Genomic DNA, 19,210 nt, shown 5'->3' on the forward strand with positions numbered 1-19,210 from the left:
GAAAGTGGTCAGAGATAAAACAAAAAGCCCACCGAAGTGGGCTTTATCCACTGCTTGAAGCTGCAGCGGTGTTGGCTAGGTTCGTTCACCCCAATCACATAGTCTGCCTATGCTATGGGGATTCACTCACTTGCCGTCGACCTGCAACTCCAAGTAGTTTGGGTCTCATTCATTTGGCGATGCGCGATGACAATAAAAACTGCGGCTTATTTGATGCCGAGTTTTTTCTCCAGATAGTGGATGTTAGTACCACCATGTTGGAAGTTTTCATCTTGCATGATCACTTGTTGCAGTGGGATATTGGTTTTGATCCCCTCCACAATCATTTCATTGAGTGCGTTACGCATGCGCGCAATCGCGACATCACGGTTTTCACCGTAAGTGATGAGTTTGCCGATCATTGAATCGTAGTGCGCCGGTACGGTGTAGCCAGAGTAAATATGCGATTCCCAACGTACGCCCATGCCGCCAGCGGCATGGAAACGCTCAATCTTGCCCGGGCAAGGTAGGAAACGTTCAGGATCTTCCGCGTTGATCCGGCACTCGATGGCATGGCCACGGATTTTGATATCGTCTTGGGTGAACGACAATGGCTGGCCAGCCGCAATACGCAGCTGCTCTTTGATCAGATCGACGCCAGTGATCATTTCCGTCACGGGATGTTCAACCTGAATACGGGTGTTCATCTCAATGAAGTAGAATTCGCCGTTTTCGTACAGGAATTCAAAGGTACCAGCTCCGCGATAGCCGATTTCGATACAAGCACGAGTACAACGCTCACCGATGAACTTACGCATCTCTTCGGTGATACCCGGTGCTGGCGCTTCTTCGACCACTTTTTGGTGGCGACGTTGCATAGAGCAGTCACGCTCACCAAGATGGATTGCGTTACCTTGACCATCTGCGATCACTTGCACTTCTACGTGACGTGGGTTTTCCAGGAATTTCTCCATGTACACCATGTCGTTGTTAAAGGCTGCTTTGGCTTCAGCACGCGTCATCTGGATCGATTTAGTCAATTCAGCTTCGTTACGTACCACGCGCATACCACGACCGCCGCCGCCGCCGGAGGCTTTGATAATCACGGGGTAGCCGATGCGTTTGGCGTGGGCTTTATTTTTCGCTTCGTCGTTATCGAGTGGGCCGTCTGAACCCGGTACACAAGGGACACCGGCTTTTTTCATTGCGGTGATGGCCGACACTTTGTCACCCATCAAGCGGATGGTTTCCGCTTTCGGACCGACAAAGATGAAGCCGCTACGCTCGACTTGCTCTGCAAAATCGGCATTTTCTGACAAAAAGCCGTAACCTGGGTGGATCGCGACAGCGCCCGTCACTTCCGCCGCCGAGATAATGCGTGGAATATTCAGGTAACTGTCGATACTTTTCGCGGGACCGATACAGATCGACTCATCCGCCAGCAGGACGTGTTTTAAGTCACGGTCTGCGGTTGAGTGGACGGCAACAGTTTTGATGCCCAATTCTTTACATGCGCGCAGAATACGTAGGGCAATTTCGCCTCGGTTTGCGATGACTACTTTATCTAACATAGAAGTGGCCTCGACTATTCGATAACAACGAGCGGTTGATCGAATTCTACTGGTTGACCATCTTCGACTAGAATCGCTGTTACTACGCCGGATTTGTCCGCTTCGATCTGGTTCATCATTTTCATCGCTTCAACAATACACAGTGGATCGCCGGCTGAAACTGTTTGACCTACTTCGATGAAGGATTTGGCTTCTGGACTTGGTGAACGGTAGAAAGTCCCCACCATAGGAGAAAGGACTTGATGACCAGCTGGTGCTTTGGTTGCCGGTGCTTCGGTTACCGCCGCTGCTTGAGCTACAGGCGCTGGCGCGGCAACGGGTGCAGGTGCTGCGGCATAGTGCACTTGAGCGGTTGGAGCTGGCGCACCGTAACGACTGATGCGTACTGACTCTTCACCTTCAGAAATTTCCAGTTCTGCGATGCCAGACTCTTCAACCAACTCGATAAGCTTTTTGATTTTGCGGATATCCATTATTTCTTTCTCTTTCATCTTGTGAGTAAGACAGCCCCGCAGGGCTGTAGAGTTTCTTGTTTACTGAGTCTGCAATGCGTGGATCGCGGCAGACAGAGCAAATTGGTAACCTTGCGCACCTAAACCACAAATCACCCCTTGTGCTTTATCTGACAAGTAGGAGTGATGGCGGAATGGTTCGCGAGCATGAACATTCGATAAATGTACTTCAATAAACGGAATTGCCACCCCAAGTAGTGCATCGCGTAGCGCAACACTGGTATGGGTGAAAGCCGCGGGATTGATGATGATAAAATCCACCTTGCCGTAGGCTTGGTGAATCGCTTCAATCAGCTCATATTCGCGGTTCGATTGCAGATGTTGTAACTCAATGCCAGCATTTTGCGCTTGATCGCGCAATTGGGCGACGATCTGCTCTAAGCTTTGCGAGCCGTAATGGGCAGGCTCACGCAAACCTAATAAATTGAGGTTTGGTCCATTTAGAACAAGAATGCGAGAGTTTGCAGTCATTGTGTAGCCATCTTCCTTTATTGTGTGGTGAATAAGCAGTTTCCCATAAATTGACTTATTCGACATAAAGTTTTTGTCAAAAGTTCGCAGATTTTAGTAAATTGCCCACGATTATAGCCAATTCATAACAAATGGCAGCAATTTACTGGTCTAATCACCTAGTTTTACCGTTTGATTGTGCCGTCGAGTTAACAAAATTAGGTGCTGTGGGTGAGAACTAGGAAATCTGCAGTCTGCGAATCTTCCCTTTTTGATCAACTCATCGCCATGCATAATGTGCGCGTTTTCTCTCCCTTTTGATTAGGAATGATCATGTTAACCCCCTCTCCTTATGGCTGGATTTCGCAGTATTTCATCGGTTTTTTCTTTGCTTATGGCGTTTATTTGCCATTTTGGTCACTTTGGTTTGCGGAACAAGGTGTTTCGGCAACCGATATTGGTATGTTGGTGGGGATCGGCTTTGCCACTCGCTGTGCCGCCAATTTATTGTTGACCCCACGTCTGCATCGCGTTGAGCAGTTGATGCCAGCCTTACGTTGGCTGAGTTTTGCTGGCTTGTTATTTGTTGGCTTGCATTTTTTTACCGGTGGAAGTTTTTGGTTAATGGCGCTGGCTACGGTGTTATTTAACCTATGCTGTGGGCCGATTTTGCCACTTTCAGATGCTTTGGCGAACTACTACTCTAAGCTAAAAATGCTGGATTATGGGCGCACTCGCCTGTGGGGATCAGTGGCGTTTATTGCCGGATCTACTGTGGTCGGTTTTTTGGTCGCCCAATGGGGAAGTCATATGATTTTGTATACGGCTTTGGTTGGTATGGCGGCCTCGTTGTTGCTTGGTTTTCGTAAGACCACGCCGATGCCAGTGACCGAACAGCAAGATGATATGCAGCGCCCTAAGTTGACCCAATTGCTGACCGAATGGCCAATTGTTAAGTTTCTGTTGTTGATCGCACTGCTTCAAGGTAGTCACGCCGCGTATTACAGTCTTGGTTCGATCTATTGGAAGCAGGCTGGCCACTCGGAAGATATTATTGGTTATTTGTGGAGTCTAGGAGTGGTCTCGGAAGTACTGGTGTTTGCGTTTAGTAAGCGCTGGTTTGCGGGATGGAGTCTGCGCTCGCTATTTATTGTGGCTGCCTTTGGGGTCATGGCTCGTTGGGGGCTGACCGCTTCGACCACGATGATTGTGGCTTTAGTCGCCATTCAATTATTGCATGGCGTGACTTTTGCGATTGCGCATATTGCGGCGATTCAATATATCCAGCAAGTGGCACAAAATAAGATGGTGGCTTTGCAAGCGTTGTATAACGCAATCCCACTTGGCGCGGTGATTGCAGGGATGACAGCGTTGAGTGGCTGGGGTTATGAGCATTGGGGGGCTGCCGTGTTTTGGGTGATGGCGGCAATGGGGGCTTTAGCATTATTGCTGCCGATTGATAACCCGACATCGGCAGCGTCAGAAGGCGACACGGTGCATGCACAGCCTGAAACGTCGCTTTAAAATGGTTGGTGATTAATTACCAGCACTCTATCGAGAGTGGCCAGCCAGTATCGGTTTGGCGATTTGCCTCAAGCTCGAGTTCGGTACGCGTGAGAGGGTTTTTGGCTAGCCAGCAGCCATCAATCCTCAACGTCAAGTTATCGTCTTGGGCGCTGAGTTTGATGTCCGGCTCTAGTGAGGCATTGCGACGATGACTGAGTAAGACCGCAAGGCGCAGCAGACGCAGAATACGCTTAGCGCTGATGGCAGAGAGTGCATATTGCTCAGGCAATAGCGTTAGTGACTCACGATAGCGGCGTACTACTTCGGCTAAATAGTGCTTTTGTGCGCGAGTGTAGCCAGGAAGATCCAGATGCTGCAGTAGATAAGCGCTGTGTTCACCGCCTTTTTTAAAATCGATGGTGAGACCAATTTCATGCAGCTGTGCCGCTGTGCGCAGTAACATCTCGGCTTGTGGTTCGCTGACCCAGCAAGCACCGCCACATTGGGCAAGCAGTTTGCTCGCGAGTGTGGCGACTTGCTGACCATAAGCACGGTCAATTTGATAGCGGGTTTGCAAACTGTGTACAGTACGCGCTCGAATATCATTTTGACGTAAACTCTGCACCATTTCATAGACTAAGCCTTCGCGTAGTGCGCCGCCAGCCAGAGTCATTGCTTCAATATTGAGCGATTCAAAGATCGCGATCAGGATTGATAAACCGCTTGGAAAGACCAGCGCACGTTCAAGGGTTAAGCCTTCGATATCCAGTTCTTCCAGATGATTGGCTTGCATGGCTTGTTTTTGTAACCGCTTGAGTTTGGCAAGCGTGATCACTTCATCCATGCCTTGCGCTAGCATGATCTCTTGCAATGCCTGTACGGTGCCACTTGCACCTACACACACATTCCATCCGAGCTGAGTATAGTGTGCGAGGATCGGCTCAAGCATCTGTTTGGCGGCACTAATTGCGTGCTCAAAGTTGCTGGTGGTGAGTTGACGATCTTTAAAATGACGTTCTAACCAAGTGACACAGCCCATTTTTAAGCTGGTCAGTGCTTTGGCATCAAAATCTTCACCGATGATCAACTCCGTACTCGCGCCACCAATATCCACCACTAGGCGACAGCCTAAGCCACCAGAGGTATGCGCCACCCCTTTGTAGATGGTTGCTGCTTCAGTTTCACCAGAAATGATTTCGATAGGATGACCTAAAATTTGGTTAGCGGTGGTGAGAAAATCCGCTGCGTTGCAGGCGGTGCGCAGTGTTGCGGTGCCGACAATGCGGATATTATTGCTGGGAATATCTTGCAGTCGTTCAGCGAAGAGGCTGAGACAATCCCAACCTCTTTGCATTGCTTCTAAGCTCAAGACGTTATGTTCATCTAAACCTGCGGCTAGACGTACTTTGCGTTTGATTTTGGCCATCGTCTGTACGCTGCCATCGATATGACGCACGACCAACATATGAAAGCTGTTGGAACCTAGATCAATCGCAGCATACAGCGGTGAAGAAACGACTTGGCTCATAGCGACATCACGCGTCCTTTTTCGGACGAGGCGCGCGTGGGCGGCGTTGCTGCGGTTTACGATTGCCGTTATTGTTGCGTGAGCCTGCTGTGTTGTTGCGTCGCTGTTGTGGCGATGAACGCAGGCTTAGTGGCGCAGGTAAATCAGTTAATAGCGCGCTTGGATCGTAATCTGATACTGGAATTGAGTGTTCAATATAGCTCTCAATTTCAGTCAAGTTAATCGCGTACTCTTCACAAGCAAAGCTGATTGAGTGACCGCTTTCGCCAGCACGCCCAGTACGACCAATGCGGTGAACGTAGTCTTCACAATCATCCGGTAAATCGTAGTTAAATACGTGGGTAACTTGCGGAATATGCAAACCACGCGCCGCGACGTCGGTGGCGACTAGAATATCCACTTCACCTTGGGTGAATTGCTCTAAAATACGTTCACGCTTTTTCTGAGGGACATCACCAGTCAGAAGGCCAACACGATGGCTATCTGCCGCTAAATGCGCCCAAATTTGCTCACAGCGATGTTTAGTATTGGCGAAGATAATCGCGCGATCTGGCCATTCTTCTTCGATCAGCGTTTGTAGCAGCGCCATTTTATGATCGTTCGATGGATAGAACAGCTCTTCTTGAATGCGATGACCCGTTTTTTGTTCTGGCTCGACCACCACATGCTCAGGATTGTTCATATGCTCAAACGCCAATTCTTGTACACGATAAGAGAGTGTCGCAGAGAACAGCATATTGAGACGATCTTTTGGCTCAGGCATGCGGCGGAACAAAAAGCGAATGTCTTTAATAAAGCCCAGATCAAACATGCGATCGGCTTCATCAAGTACAACCGCTTGAATGTGGTTGAGGTTAAACACGCGCTGTTTGTAGAAATCGATGATCCGTCCGGTGGTGCCGATCAGAATATCCACGCCACTTTGCAGCTTAGTTAACTGCTTATCATAGCTTTCGCCACCATAAGCCAGTGCGGCTTTTAGACCAGTACTTGCCAATAGTGGCTCCGCATCATTAAAGATTTGGATCGCCAGCTCGCGAGTGGGAGCCATAATAATCGCACGCGGTTGATTTTCCGCTCGACCTTCAGCTGCTGGTGTGGTTAATAAATGGTTGAAGGTAGCAGTGAGAAACGCGAGCGTTTTACCAGTCCCAGTTTGGGCCTGGCCTGCGATGTCTTGGCCGGAGAGCAGTACCGGCAACGCCAATGCTTGGATAGGGGTGCAGTAAACAAACCCTTTTTTTTCCAGTCCATCAATGACTTGTGGTTGTAAACCAAAGTCGGCGAACTTATGCTCTGTGATATGCGTCTTTTTCATCGCTATAGAATATCAGCTTACGCTTGCAATACGGAAGTAAATACATTCCAATAGAGCATCTATTTACTGGTTGAGTTATCACCAGTGCAGAAAATTACATTGGAGTGAAAGATGAGTGACAAAATTTTGCAGCTAACCGATGACGGTTTCGAGAACGATGTAATCAAAGCTGCAGGCCCGGTTCTAGTCGACTTCTGGGCGGAGTGGTGTGGTCCTTGTAAAATGATTGCGCCTATCCTAGATGAAGTTGCAGATGAATACGCAGGCAAACTCACTATCGGCAAACTGAATATTGACCATAACGCTGGGACGCCACCGAAGTTTGGTATCCGCGGCATTCCAACCTTGTTACTGTTTAAAGATGGCAGTGTGGTAGCCACCAAAGTGGGTGCGCTATCCAAGACTCAACTGAAAGAGTTCCTTGACGCGAACCTGTAATCAGTCAAACCGCCAAACCGTACATATTGCTATGTACGGTTTTGTTTTTGGCAAAAAACAATTTCTAGACTAGGCTAATATTTAGTGCTAGTTTATCGCACGTTAATTAAACAGTTGTTCACTTCTTGGTCAATCCTAAGGCCATGTCTATCTTAATTTAACAACAATCCTTTTTGACTAAATAAGTATCCACCACAATGAATCTAACAGAACTGAAGAACACCCCTGTGTCTGATCTGGTTAAGCTGGGCGAAAGTCTGGGCCTTGAAAACCTGGCACGCCTACGCAAACAAGATATTATTTTCGCAATTCTCAAAGCACACGCAAAAAGTGGTGAAGACATTTTTGGCGATGGGGTTCTGGAAATTCTTCAAGACGGTTTTGGTTTCTTACGTAGTGCAGACAGTTCATATCTGGCTGGTCCTGACGACATCTATGTGTCACCTAGCCAAATTCGTCGCTTCAATTTACGTACTGGCGATTCGATTGCCGGAAAAATTCGCCCACCTAAAGAAGGTGAGCGCTACTTTGCGTTGCTCAAAGTCAACACGGTCAATGATGATCGCCCAGATAACGCACGCAATAAAATCCTGTTTGAAAACTTAACTCCTCTGCATGCCAATGAACGTATGGTGATGGAGCGTGGTAACGGTTCAACAGAAGATATCACTGCGCGTGTTCTCGACCTTGCAGCACCAATCGGTAAAGGTCAGCGTGGTTTGATTGTTGCTCCGCCAAAAGCGGGTAAGACCATGTTGCTACAAAACATTGCGCAAAGCATTGCTAACAATCACCCTGAGTGTGTGTTGATGGTGCTGCTGATTGATGAGCGTCCTGAAGAAGTAACCGAGATGCAGCGCTTGGTCAAAGGCGAAGTGGTTGCTTCAACCTTTGATGAGCCAGCATCGCGCCATGTACAAGTGGCAGAAATGGTGATTGAAAAAGCTAAACGTCTGGTTGAGCACAAAAAAGATGTGGTGATCTTACTTGATTCGATTACTCGTTTAGCGCGTGCTTACAACACGGTCGTACCAGCATCCGGTAAAGTATTAACCGGTGGTGTGGATGCCAACGCATTACATCGTCCGAAGCGTTTCTTCGGTGCGGCACGTAATGTTGAAGAAGGTGGTAGCTTGACCATCATCGCAACAGCGTTGGTTGATACTGGTTCGAAGATGGATGAGGTCATTTACGAAGAGTTCAAGGGTACCGGTAACATGGAATTGCACCTGAACCGTAAGATTGCCGAAAAACGCGTATTCCCAGCTATCGACTTTAACCGTTCAGGTACCCGTCGTGAAGAGCTGCTCACCAAAACGGATGAGCTACAAAAAATGTGGATCCTGCGTAAAATCGTTCACCCAATGGGCGAAAGTGATGCAATGGAATTCCTGATTGATAAATTGGCGATGACCAAAACTAATGATGAGTTTTTCGATGCGATGCGTCGTCAATAGTTGTTACTGATTAATCATGTTCTCAAACACCACCCTTGCGGTGGTGTTTTTGTTTGATCTGAGATTGATCGATCTCAGATCAATAAAGCACGCGGAAAAATTATAGGCTTTGTTATACTGAGAATATCGCTGTCAATGAGTATCAGACCTATGAATTTTAAGGACTTACGGGATTTTCTTGACTATTTAGAGCAACGTGGAGAGTTAAAACGCATCACCGACCCGATTGATCCGCATTATGAAATGACCGAGATCAGTGATCGGACCTTGCGTGCCAAAGGGCCAGCGTTGCTGTTTGAAAATCCGTTAGGTTACGATTTCCCTGTGCTGACCAATTTATTTGGCACCCCAGAGCGAGTCGCGATGGGCATGGGGCGACAGCAGGTGCAAGAGCTGCGCGATGTGGGCCAGTGGTTGGCTTATCTTAAAGAGCCTGAGCCACCACGTGGCCTAAAAGAGCTGATCGAAAAGCTGCCTATTTTCAAACAAGTGTTGAATATGCCAGTCAAACGACTACGGCGTGCCGCTTGCCAAGAAATTGTATGGCAGGGAGATCAAGTCAATCTTGATAAAATTCCGGTGATGAGTTGTTGGCCAGAGGATGTTGCGCCACTACTCACCTGGGGTTTGACCATCACTCGAGGCCCACATAAAAAGCGCCAAAATCTGGGGATCTATCGCCAGCAAAAAATTGCGCGCAATAAAGTGATCATGCGTTGGTTGGCGCATCGCGGTGGGGCGTTGGACTTACGTGACTGGATGGAGAAACATCCCGGAGAACGCTTTCCAGTCAGTGTCGCGTTTGGTGCCGATCCTGCCACGATTCTTGGGGCAGTAACACCAGTGCCGGATAGTTTATCTGAATACGCTTTTGCAGGTCTGCTGCGAGGCAGCCGTACCGAAGTGGTTAAGTCGATCAGTAATGATCTCGACGTGCCAGCCAGCGCTGAAATCGTGCTCGAAGGTTATATCGACCCTAACGAATTTGCCGCTGAAGGTCCGTATGGCGATCACACCGGCTACTATAATGAGGCGGAACGCCATCACGTGTTTACTGTCACTCATATTACCATGCGTCAGCAGCCAATTTATCACAGTACTTATACCGGACGTCCGCCGGATGAGCCTGCGGTGCTCGGTGTGGCGCTTAATGAAGTCTTCGTGCCTATCTTACAAAAGCAATTTCCTGAAATTGCCGATTTCTATCTGCCTCCTGAAGGCTGCTCGTACCGCATGGCGATAGTGACACTCAAGAAGCAGTATCCCGGGCATGCTAAGCGAGTCATGCTCGGAGTGTGGTCGTTTTTGCGTCAGTTTATGTATACCAAGTTTGTCATCGTATGTGATGAGCAAGTGAATGCACGCGATTGGTCACAAGTGATGCAGGCGATGGTGGGCAATATGTCACCGCAGCGCGATACGTTGTTTATCGAGCATACACCGATTGATTCGCTGGACTTTGCTTCACCAGTGGCAGGCTTAGGCTCGAAGATGGGCTTAGATGCGACCCGTAAATGGGATGCCGAGCTCGCGCTGGCGACAAACGCTGAAATCCCTGGTCATGCAGCGCTGACGGTTGACCTCATCAAAAGTCTACTAGCAGATGAACCGGATATTTTGGACGTGGCGTTACCCGATGCTGGCCAAGGTCAGCTCGCACTATTGTTAATCAATAAGCAACAAGCCGGTCAGGGGTTGCAGGTACTGCAGCGCGTGAGCGATAAATTAAGCGCTTATACACCGCTTAAGTTTGTGATTTTGTGTGATGACGATGTGGATATTGATGACTGGAATGATGTGATCTGGGCAATGACGACACGCATGGATCCGGCGCGTGATAGTCTGCGGATCGCGAGTCAAGATCTGCTCGGGTTTGATGCTACCAATAAGCTACCGAGCGAGGTGACTCGCGAATGGGGCAAGCCGATCCGCAAAGATCCCGCGTTGGTCGCTAAAATTGATCATTTATGGAGTAAGCTTGGGATCGAATGATGAACAGCGTCCGCTTACTGCCTAGCGAAAAACAATTTACAATCCATCCGGATCAAACGGTGCTTGATGCTGCGCTCAACCAGCAGATAGCCTTTCCTCACCGCTGCCAAATTGGAATTTGTACGGCTTGCTTATGTAAGTTGGTTGACGGTGAGGTGGAGTATCAACTCGAACCGTTACTGACTGAACAAGAAAAAGCCACAGGTTGGATGCTCGCCTGTCAAGCTTACGCGACCACTGATTTAGTGCTGACTTTTAAAGAGTAAGCCAGAGGAAGTTCAATGATAATTCAATGCCAAGTCAAGTCTGTGCAACCACTCGCAACCCATACTTACCAAGTTTTACTGCAGCCAGAGTTGGCGATCGCTTATCAAGCGGGACAGTATTTAATGGTGGTAATGGATGACAACGATAAGCGACCGTTTTCGATTGCCAATAGCCCATCGCGGGCGAGTGGGGAATTAGAGCTGCATATTGGTGCCGCGGATCACAGTCCCTTTGCACACCAAGTGGTGGAGGCGTTTCAGCAAGCATATCTCAATCACACGACGATTAAAATTGACATGCCACATGGCAATGCAGGGTTGCAACAGAGTGATCGCCCATTGCTGTTGATTGCGGGGGGCACTGGCTTTAGCTATGTGCGATCCATTTTAGATGCTTGTCTGATGCAAGGTAAAACTCAGCCGATCCACCTTTATTGGGGGGCGCGTGATGCGGCGCAGCTTTATGCACTGAATGAGTTGCAAGAGCTTGCCAAGCAATATTCTCACTTGCAGGTTGTCCCTGTGATCGAGCAAGTGCAAGATGGCTGGACAGGAAAAGTCGGCAATGTACTGCAAGCAGTGAATGGTGATTTTGTCAGTTTGGCTGATTTTGACATCTATATAGCCGGGCGTTTCGACATGGCTGCGGCGGCACGTGAACAATTTACTCAAAACAAACAAGCTCGACGTGATCGAATGTTTGCCGATGCTTACGCTTTTATTTAAATACAGCGCCTAAGTATAGGGAATGATAATGAGATAGGAGCCTTACTGGAAAGGTCAGGCTCTTTGTTGTTTATTGTTGTTTAAATAACCACAGAATAATTTATCTGTGGATAACGTGTGCTTAATCTATGAGTAAAGTGGGATAAATAAGCCTTTGCGCGTAAGTTAAGCGCTTGGGCGTTATTTTTGTATTTTTTCTCAAAAAACACTTGCCAGTGTGAAGCAGATCTCTATAATGCGCCCTCACTGACACGGCAGACGCTGCAAGGCTTCAGGGCCAGTCAGCTAGGCAAAACGCTTCGATGCAAAAAGATGAAAAAAGTGTTTGACACTGACCATTATCTCGCTAGAATGCACAGCCTCTTCGGTAAGAAAGCCGAAGCAAAACGCTCTTTAACAATATAAACCAATCAATCTGTGTGGGCACTCGTTGATGATAATCTCAAAAAGATTAATCAATGAACTGAGTGACCAAACGAGACGCAAGTCTTGGCACAGTCAATTCATTATCGTTCTGTTGGAACGATAATAGCTTTGAATTACTAAGGTAATTTAAAGTCAGTATTCATTGAGCCGAAGCGAAAGCTTCAAAAAACTTTTAATTGAAGAGTTTGATCATGGCTCAGATTGAACGCTGGCGGCAGGCCTAACACATGCAAGTCGAGCGGCAGCACAGAGGAACTTGTTCCTTGGGTGGCGAGCGGCGGACGGGTGAGTAATGCCTGGGAAATTGCCCTGATGTGGGGGATAACCATTGGAAACGATGGCTAATACCGCATGATGCCTACGGGCCAAAGAGGGGGACCTTCGGGCCTCTCGCGTCAGGATATGCCCAGGTGGGATTAGCTAGTTGGTGAGGTAATGGCTCACCAAGGCGACGATCCCTAGCTGGTCTGAGAGGATGATCAGCCACACTGGAACTGAGACACGGTCCAGACTCCTACGGGAGGCAGCAGTGGGGAATATTGCACAATGGGCGCAAGCCTGATGCAGCCATGCCGCGTGTATGAAGAAGGCCTTCGGGTTGTAAAGTACTTTCAGTCGTGAGGAAGGTTGTAGTGTGAATAGCACTATGATTTGACGTTAGCGACAGAAGAAGCACCGGCTAACTCCGTGCCAGCAGCCGCGGTAATACGGAGGGTGCGAGCGTTAATCGGAATTACTGGGCGTAAAGCGCATGCAGGTGGTTTGTTAAGTCAGATGTGAAAGCCCTGGGCTCAACCTAGGAGTTGCATTTGAAACTGACAAGCTAGAGTACTGTAGAGGGGGGTAGAATTTCAGGTGTAGCGGTGAAATGCGTAGAGATCTGAAGGAATACCGGTGGCGAAGGCGGCCCCCTGGACAGATACTGACACTCAGATGCGAAAGCGTGGGGAGCAAACAGGATTAGATACCCTGGTAGTCCACGCCGTAAACGATGTCTACTTGGAGGTTGTGGCCTTGAGCCGTGGCTTTCGGAGCTAACGCGTTAAGTAGACCGCCTGGGGAGTACGGTCGCAAGATTAAAACTCAAATGAATTGACGGGGGCCCGCACAAGCGGTGGAGCATGTGGTTTAATTCGATGCAACGCGAAGAACCTTACCTACTCTTGACATCCTCAGAAGAGACTGGAGACAGTCTTGTGCCTTCGGGAACTGAGAGACAGGTGCTGCATGGCTGTCGTCAGCTCGTGTTGTGAAATGTTGGGTTAAGTCCCGCAACGAGCGCAACCCTTATCCTTGTTTGCCAGCACGTAATGGTGGGAACTCCAGGGAGACTGCCGGTGATAAACCGGAGGAAGGTGGGGACGACGTCAAGTCATCATGGCCCTTACGAGTAGGGCTACACACGTGCTACAATGGCGTATACAGAGGGCAGCGATACCGCGAGGTGGAGCGAATCTCAGAAAGTGCGTCGTAGTCCGGATTGGAGTCTGCAACTCGACTCCATGAAGTCGGAATCGCTAGTAATCGCAAATCAGAATGTTGCGGTGAATACGTTCCCGGGCCTTGTACACACCGCCCGTCACACCATGGGAGTGGGCTGCAAAAGAAGCAGGTAGTTTAACCTTCGGGAGGACGCTTGCCACTTTGTGGTTCATGACTGGGGTGAAGTCGTAACAAGGTAGCGCTAGGGGAACCTGGCGCTGGATCACCTCCTTACACGATGGTTATCGTGATGAGTGTCCACACAGATTGATATGGTTTAGATTTGAGCATGAAGTGGGTCTGTAGCTCAGGTGGTTAGAGCGTACGCCTGATAAGCGTAAGGTCGGTGGTTCGAGTCCACTCAGACCCACCACTAACGATGGGGTTATAGCTCAGCTGGGAGAGCGCCTGCCTTGCACGCAGGAGGTCTGCGGTTCGATCCCGCATAACTCCACCATCTTTAAGCGCATTCGATGAGTGCTTTTAAAAATGGTTCTTCATGAATCTTGCTCTTTAACAATTTGGAAAGCTGACAAAACAACAAATTATTGTTGTTTGTAAAGTTCTCAATGTTTATCGAAAGATAAACACCAACAACACATTCAAGTGTGCTTGGTATCGAATAAGACTTAGGTCTTGTTCAAATTTGAGTCCGGCAAAATCTGTCTCGCACTCATGAAAATTAAACGCGAGACAACTTAGGTTGTTTAAACAACAACCCGAAACTCCTTCGGGTTGTATGGTTAAGTGACTAAGCGTACACGGTGGATGCCTGGGCAGTCAGAGGCGATGAAGGACGTACTAACTTGCGATAAGCGCAGATGAGGCAGTAAGAGCCGTTTGAGTCTGCGATTTCCGAATGGGGAAACCCAGCTGCATAAGCAGTTATCACTAGATGAATACATAGTCTAGTGAGGCAAACCGGGGGAACTGAAACATCTAAGTACCCCGAGGAGAAGAAATCAACCGAGATTCCGGTAGTAGCGGCGAGCGAACCTGGATTAGCCCTTAAGCACTCGTTGAAGTAGGTGAACAAGCTGGAAAGCTTGGCGAAACAGGGTGATAGCCCCGTAACCGACGCTTCATCGAGCGTGAAATCGAGTAGGGCGGGACACGTGATATCCTGTCTGAATATGGGGGGACCATCCTCCAAGGCTAAATACTCCTGACTGACCGATAGTGAACCAGTACCGTGAGGGAAAGGCGAAAAGAACCCCTGTGAGGGGAGTGAAATAGAACCTGAAACCGTGTACGTACAAGCAGTAGGAGCACCTTCGTGGTGTGACTGCGTACCTTTTGTATAATGGGTCAGCGACTTATATTCAGTGGCAAGGTTAACCGAATAGGGGAGCCGTAGGGAAACCGAGTCTTAACTGGGCGTTCAGTCTCTGGATATAGACCCGAAACCGGGTGATCTAGCCATGGGCAGGTTGAAGGTTGAGTAACATCAACTGGAGGACCGAACCGACTAATGTTGAAAAATTAGCGGATGACTTGTGGCTAGGGGTGAAAGGCCAATCAAACTCGGAGATAGCTGGTTCTCCCCGAAAGCTATTTAGGTAGCGCCTCGGACGAATACTACTGGGGGTAGAGCACTGTTAAGGCTAGGGGGTCATCCCGACTTACCAACCCTTTGCAAACTCCGAATACCAGTAAGTACTATCCGGGAGACACACGGCGGGTGCTAACGTCCGTCGTGGAGAGGGAAACAACCCAGACCGCCAGCTAAGGTCCCAAAGTATTGCTAAGTGGGAAACGATGTGGGAAGGCTCAGACAGCTAGGATGTTGGCTTAGAAGCAGCCATCATTTAAAGAAAGCGTAATAGCTCACTAGTCGAGTCGGCCTGCGCGGAAGATGTAACGGGGCTAAGCAATACACCGAAGCTGCGGCAATATCTTTTAGATATTGGGTAGGGGAGCGTTCTGTAAGCCGTTGAAGGTGAACTGTAAGGTTTGCTGGAGGTATCAGAAGTGCGAATGCTGACATGAGTAACGACAAAGGGGGTGAAAAACCTCCTCGCCGGAAGACCAAGGGTTCCTGTCCAACGTTAATCGGGGCAGGGTGAGTCGACCCCTAAGGTGAGGCCGAAAGGCGTAATCGATGGGAAACGGGTTAATATTCCCGTACTTTTGACTATTGCGATGGGGGGACGGAGAAGGCTAGGTGGGCCAGGCGACGGTTGTCCTGGTTCAAGTGCGTAGGCTAGAGAGTTAGGCAAATCCGGCTCTCTGTTAGGCTGAGACACGACGTCGAGCTGCTACGGCAGTGAAGTCATTGATGCCCTGCTTCCAGGAAAAGCCTCTAAGCTTCAGATAGTCAGAAATCGTACCCCAAACCGACACAGGTGGTCGGGTAGAGAATACCAAGGCGCTTGAGAGAACTCGGGTGAAGGAACTAGGCAAAATGGTACCGTAACTTCGGGAGAAGGTACGCTCTTGATGGTGAAGTCCCTCGCGGATGGAGCTGACGAGAGTCGCAGATACCAGGTGGCTGCAACTGTTTATTAAAAACACAGCACTGTGCAAAATCGCAAGATGACGTATACGGTGTGACGCCTGCCCGGTGCCGGAAGGTTAATTGATGGGGTTAGCGCAAGCGAAGCTCTTGATCGAAGCCCCGGTAAACGGCGGCCGTAACTATAACGGTCCTAAGGTAGCGAAATTCCTTGTCGGGTAAGTTCCGACCTGCACGAATGGCGTAATGATGGCCACGCTGTCTCCACCCGAGACTCAGTGAAATTGAAATCGCTGTGAAGATGCAGTGTACCCGCGGCTAGACGGAAAGACCCCGTGAACCTTTACTACAGCTTGGCACTGAACATTGAACCTACATGTGTAGGATAGGTGGGAGGCTATGAATCGATGACGCTAGTTGTCGTGGAGCCGTCCTTGAAATACCACCCTTGTATGTTTGATGTTCTAACTTAGGCCCCTAATCGGGGTTGAGGACAGTGCCTGGTGGGTAGTTTGACTGGGGCGGTCTCCTCCCAAAGAGTAACGGAGGAGCACGAAGGTGGGCTAATCACGGTTGGACATCGTGAGGTTAGTGCAATGGCATAAGCCCGCTTAACTGCGAGAATGACGGTTCGAGCAGGTGCGAAAGCAGGTCATAGTGATCCGGTGGTTCTGAATGGAAGGGCCATCGCTCAACGGATAAAAGGTACTCCGGGGATAACAGGCTGATACCGCCCAAGAGTTCATATCGACGGCGGTGTTTGGCACCTCGATGTCGGCTCATCACATCCTGGGGCTGAAGTCGGTCCCAAGGGTATGGCTGTTCGCCATTTAAAGTGGTACGCGAGCTGGGTTTAGAACGTCGTGAGACAGTTCGGTCCCTATCTGCCGTGGGCGTTGGAAGATTGAAGGGGGCTGCTCCTAGTACGAGAGGACCGGAGTGGACGAACCTCTGGTGTTCGGGTTGTGTCGCCAGACGCATTGCCCGGTAGCTAAGTTCGGAATTGATAACCGCTGAAAGCATCTAAGCGGGAAGCGAGCCCTGAGATGAGTCTTCCCTGACGGTTTAACCGTCCTAAAGGGTTGTTCGAGACTAGAACGTTGATAGGCAGGGTGTGTAAGCGTTGTGAGGCGTTGAGCTAACCTGTACTAATTGCCCGTGAGGCTTAACCATACAACACCCAAGGGGTTTTGATGGACTCAAAGTTAAGCGCATAAGAATGTGTGTGAGAATGAAGACAGCTTTCCAGAATTGTTGGTTTTCACTTTTTAAGAAAAAGTGAAATCAAAAACAGAATTTTGCTTGGCGACCATAGCGTTTTGGACCCACCTGACTCCATTCCGAACTCAGAAGTGAAACGAAACAGCGTCGATGGTAGTGTGGGGTTTCCCCATGTGAGAGTAGAACATCGCCAGGCTTTTAATTTAGCACCAAGCGCTAACCAGACAGCGGAGCGGTAGTTCAGTTGGTTAGAATACCGGCCTGTCACGCCGGGGGTCGCGGGTTCGAGTCCCGTCCGCTCCGCCACTTATTATGAAACCCAGTCTTCGGACTGGTTTTTTTGCTATTGGCTATTTACTCTTTGGTCAGCGATATATTGGTTTATCCTGTTTTATCTCCTCATTTTATCTCTTGAGTTACCCTCCGTCAGTGACCATCATGCGTGCCCCTTTCATCCGAGTAATAAAAAACCGATGCACAAGGCATCGGTTTGGTGGTGGGATGGTTTAATCCGGAGCTGGCTAGAGTATCTGTTTAAGCAATCTATCCGCTTTTAAGCGCATAATTCTACGCACTAAACGCTGCACTTTTTCTGGATACTGTTCGAGTTTTTCAATTTGCTTATAAGTACAGATAAACTGAGTATGGTGCAGGATATTGTCGATTTCGGCGGTAAACTTATCTGTCAGCAGATGGTGCTCATCACGGATCAAAAGCGCATTTTCCAGGTCTAACTTCCAAGCACGAGGATTGAGGTTATTGCCAGTGATCAGCATGTGACGCTTATCGATCCAAACGCCTTTGAGATGGAAGCTATGATGCTCGTGTTTCCAGAGATGAATGGAGAGCTTACGGCTAGCGATATGCGCTTCATTGACTTTAGCAAAACGACGTAGGTTCAACTCGTATAAATAAGGTAGACCGCCAATCGTTTTGAACGGCTCTTCTGGCGCGATATAGAAATCATTCGCTGTCTTATCACCGATCACAATATGCACTGTGACCCCACGGCGTAACGCTTTTTTCACTTCCTTAGCAATGCTCGGTGGAAAATTGAAGTATGGTGTACAGATGAACACTTCTTCCTTAGCGGATGCTAAAAGTTGGATGATGGTTTGATTGAGTCGATTTCTACGGCGTCCAAGCCCGACTAATGGTGTAACCGCAACCTGTTGTTGAGTAATTTTTTGTTGTTCAAACTGGTAATTTGCTTGGGTAAGCGAGGCGCGGAACTGGCGGATATCCGATTTAATTTCTTTAGTGGTTGGCTTATGGTCACAAGCAAGATTATTGACTGCCGGGTGAGCAAGTATCTCTTGTCGGACAAATTCAACCATGCTGTTAGCAAGCGCCGTGTTTTCAAGAGTATGGTAGCGATCGAAACGATAACGGTCATGATAAGCAAGATAAACGTTATTGAGACTAGCTCCGCTGTAAATCACCTGATCGTCAATGATGAAGCCTTTAAGATGTAATACGCCAAAAACTTCGCGTCCCCTTACCGGGATCCCATAAACGGGAATACGATGCTCATATTGTTGGGCAAATTCGCGATACATCGCGGCATTACCTTCAGAGGTCGCAGCTCCGATTAAGCCTCTTTGCGCGCGATGCCAGTCAACACACAACTGAATATCAAGTCCTGGGTTACGTTGTTTGGCCGCGTAAAGTTCGCTGAGAATTTCACGACCTGCATCATCATTTTCTAAATAAAGGGCAACCAGGTAGATACGTTTGCGCGCCTGACGAATCGATTCGACCAAATGAGTTCGAAATTCCGCAGCGGAGAGCAGTATGCCAAATTTGTCTGGCTCCTGCGCAATCGCTGGTAGTTGTTCGAGAGGGTTTCTTCGAGCAATCATTGGGATGCATTACCTTGTTGT

General features: G+C 48.8%; 12 protein-coding genes, 3 tRNA genes and 3 rRNA genes. 12 read left to right on the forward strand and 6 right to left on the reverse strand.

Annotated features, from left to right (window positions below):
* Positions 1 to 206: 206 nt before the first annotated feature.
* The 3 genes from accC to aroQ are packed head-to-tail and all read right to left on the reverse strand — an operon-like array spanning position 207 to position 2,533.
* Positions 207 to 1,550 (reverse strand): acetyl-CoA carboxylase biotin carboxylase subunit, encoded by a 1,344-nt coding sequence (accC, locus tag OOK74_RS00910; protein WP_277207884.1) that lies wholly within the window; start codon positions 1,548 to 1,550, stop codon positions 207 to 209.
* Between the two features lie 14 nt (positions 1,551 to 1,564).
* On the reverse strand, positions 1,565 to 2,023 hold the full coding sequence (accB, locus tag OOK74_RS00915; protein ID WP_278182942.1) for an acetyl-CoA carboxylase biotin carboxyl carrier protein: 459 nt from the start codon (positions 2,021 to 2,023) through the stop codon (positions 1,565 to 1,567).
* Between the two features lie 60 nt (positions 2,024 to 2,083).
* A complete protein-coding gene (aroQ, locus tag OOK74_RS00920) occupies positions 2,084 to 2,533 on the reverse strand; it encodes a type II 3-dehydroquinate dehydratase (protein ID WP_274723153.1) in 450 nt (149 codons plus the stop codon).
* A gap of 312 nt (positions 2,534 to 2,845) precedes the next feature.
* Between aroQ and OOK74_RS00925 the strand changes: the two genes are divergently transcribed.
* Entirely contained in the window at positions 2,846 to 4,036 is a 1,191-nt protein-coding gene (locus OOK74_RS00925) for a 3-phenylpropionate MFS transporter (protein WP_278182943.1), read from the forward strand.
* Positions 4,037 to 4,052: 16 nt separating this feature from the next.
* On the opposite strand, the gene gppA is transcribed toward OOK74_RS00925, so the two are convergent.
* Together gppA and rhlB are read right to left on the reverse strand one after the other, a co-directional pair.
* Positions 4,053 to 5,546, reverse strand: coding sequence for a guanosine-5'-triphosphate,3'-diphosphate diphosphatase (gene gppA / locus OOK74_RS00930; RefSeq protein ID WP_278182944.1), 1,494 nt, complete (start codon positions 5,544 to 5,546; stop codon positions 4,053 to 4,055).
* 7 nt (positions 5,547 to 5,553) lie between these two features.
* Positions 5,554 to 6,864 (reverse strand): ATP-dependent RNA helicase RhlB, encoded by a 1,311-nt coding sequence (rhlB, locus tag OOK74_RS00935; protein ID WP_277207876.1) that lies wholly within the window; start codon positions 6,862 to 6,864, stop codon positions 5,554 to 5,556.
* 111 nt (positions 6,865 to 6,975) lie between these two features.
* Here rhlB and trxA point away from each other — a divergent pair, with 111 nt between their 5' ends.
* The 11 genes from trxA to OOK74_RS00990 all read left to right on the forward strand — a co-directional run bounded on the left by trxA (position 6,976) and on the right by OOK74_RS00990 (position 17,633).
* Positions 6,976 to 7,302 carry a thioredoxin TrxA gene (gene trxA / locus OOK74_RS00940; RefSeq protein WP_001280783.1) on the forward strand — a complete coding sequence of 109 codons (327 nt, stop codon included), beginning with the start codon at positions 6,976 to 6,978 and terminating at the stop codon, positions 7,300 to 7,302.
* Between the two features lie 197 nt (positions 7,303 to 7,499).
* Complete coding sequence (rho, locus tag OOK74_RS00945; RefSeq protein WP_274723118.1) at positions 7,500 to 8,759, forward strand: transcription termination factor Rho; 1,260 nt, start codon at positions 7,500 to 7,502, stop codon at positions 8,757 to 8,759.
* 150 nt (positions 8,760 to 8,909) lie between these two features.
* Complete coding sequence (gene ubiD, locus OOK74_RS00950) at positions 8,910 to 10,751, forward strand: 4-hydroxy-3-polyprenylbenzoate decarboxylase (RefSeq protein WP_277207872.1); 1,842 nt, start codon at positions 8,910 to 8,912, stop codon at positions 10,749 to 10,751.
* Positions 10,748 to 11,017, forward strand: a complete 270-nt coding sequence (locus OOK74_RS00955) for a 2Fe-2S iron-sulfur cluster-binding protein (RefSeq protein WP_278182945.1) — start codon at positions 10,748 to 10,750, stop codon at positions 11,015 to 11,017. The genes ubiD and OOK74_RS00955 overlap by 4 nt, the downstream gene beginning before the upstream one ends.
* Before the next feature lie 15 nt (positions 11,018 to 11,032).
* On the forward strand, positions 11,033 to 11,743 hold the full coding sequence (fre, locus tag OOK74_RS00960) for an NAD(P)H-flavin reductase (RefSeq protein WP_278182946.1): 711 nt from the start codon (positions 11,033 to 11,035) through the stop codon (positions 11,741 to 11,743).
* A gap of 599 nt (positions 11,744 to 12,342) precedes the next feature.
* Positions 12,343 to 13,885, forward strand: a 16S ribosomal RNA gene (locus OOK74_RS00965).
* 62 nt (positions 13,886 to 13,947) lie between these two features.
* Positions 13,948 to 14,024: transfer RNA gene (locus tag OOK74_RS00970), tRNA-Ile, on the forward strand.
* A gap of 8 nt (positions 14,025 to 14,032) precedes the next feature.
* Positions 14,033 to 14,108 (forward strand) — tRNA-Ala (locus OOK74_RS00975).
* 284 nt (positions 14,109 to 14,392) lie between these two features.
* Positions 14,393 to 17,279: ribosomal RNA gene (locus OOK74_RS00980) — 23S ribosomal RNA — on the forward strand.
* A gap of 128 nt (positions 17,280 to 17,407) precedes the next feature.
* A 5S ribosomal RNA gene (gene rrf, locus OOK74_RS00985) occupies positions 17,408 to 17,523 on the forward strand.
* The 16S, 23S and 5S rRNA genes sit together here with 3 tRNA genes alongside, the layout of an rRNA operon.
* A gap of 33 nt (positions 17,524 to 17,556) precedes the next feature.
* Positions 17,557 to 17,633: transfer RNA gene (locus OOK74_RS00990), tRNA-Asp, on the forward strand.
* A gap of 215 nt (positions 17,634 to 17,848) precedes the next feature.
* On the opposite strand, the gene pssA is transcribed toward OOK74_RS00990, so the two are convergent.
* On the reverse strand, positions 17,849 to 19,189 hold the full coding sequence (gene pssA / locus OOK74_RS00995; protein WP_274723685.1) for a CDP-diacylglycerol--serine O-phosphatidyltransferase: 1,341 nt from the start codon (positions 19,187 to 19,189) through the stop codon (positions 17,849 to 17,851).
* Positions 19,190 to 19,210 lie beyond the last annotated feature (21 nt).

The organism is Vibrio misgurnus, assembly GCF_029635775.1.
GTDB lineage: Bacteria > Pseudomonadota > Gammaproteobacteria > Enterobacterales > Vibrionaceae > Vibrio > Vibrio chanodichtyis.